The 261-nt window shown below is 62.1% G+C and carries 1 protein-coding gene; it reads left to right on the top strand.

What is annotated here, in order from left to right; all coding sequences use genetic code 11:
- The coding region (locus FAZ69_RS33065) for a winged helix DNA-binding protein (protein WP_500809262.1) at positions 1–205 on the top strand (205 nt) is incomplete at its 5' end.
- Between the last annotated feature and the right edge of the window lie 56 nt (positions 206–261).

The raw sequence follows: 261 nt of genomic DNA, 5'->3' as shown, positions 1-261 counted from the left end.
ACGCGAGAAGAGCGCGACGGATGGACGGTCGATCAGGGTCGTCCTGACGGAAAAGGGCGAGGAGCTCACCCTCAGCATCATGCCGCTCGCAAAGCGGCATGAGGCGGTCGTGCTTCGCGATTTCGCCGCGGGCGACGTTCAGGTGCTTCGCGCGATGCTGATCAAGCTGTATGAGAATGCGGAAGCGCTTGACGACCTGCCTTAGCTGGTGTGTATTGCGTTGCCCGAGACTGCTGTGCCACCGGCGTTACCGGCGAACAG

This window comes from Trinickia terrae, from assembly GCF_005144415.1.
GTDB classification, from domain to species: domain Bacteria; phylum Pseudomonadota; class Gammaproteobacteria; order Burkholderiales; family Burkholderiaceae; genus Trinickia_A; species Trinickia_A terrae.
Note: the sequence above shows the minus strand (reverse complement) of the source record. Positions and strands in the feature narration are given on the sequence as shown.